Below are 378 nucleotides of genomic sequence, written 5' to 3' on the forward strand. Positions count from 1 at the left end.
GCATTAGTTTGTAAGGCATTAAAGCGCTCATCAGCCAATTTATTAAGTTCAATAAGCTGACCTTCTGTTGTTATAAATTGCTGTTGAAAGTGTTCAAAATTTTGAGCCGCAGCAATAGTACTTTTGAGCACTTTATTTTGTTGGGCGTAAATTCCTGTATCGTTGTTAAGTAACTCTCTTAATTGATTAAACTTAGCCGTTAAATTTTTAGCATTAAACGCATTATTAAAAGGTAGCGCTTGTTGCTCTAAATAGGTGAAATTAGGTTGGATGTTATCTAGTAGAAATAGGGTATCTTGCTGATGGCTATTTAAATCATTGATACTTGTAGTTTGAGTAATGCTTTTTATATTATTGCTTAAGTTAAACAATAAATCG

General features: G+C 31.7%; 1 protein-coding gene. It reads right to left on the minus strand.

Annotation, left to right across the window (positions count from 1 at the left end):
- Positions 1–378 (minus strand): hypothetical protein (locus AAEY83_RS13165; RefSeq protein WP_351059419.1); only part of this gene is annotated, 378 nt, incomplete at both ends.

It is taken from the genome of Psychrobacter sp. TB20-MNA-CIBAN-0197 (genome assembly GCF_040309765.1).
GTDB classification, from domain to species: Bacteria; Pseudomonadota; Gammaproteobacteria; order Pseudomonadales; family Moraxellaceae; genus Psychrobacter; species Psychrobacter submarinus.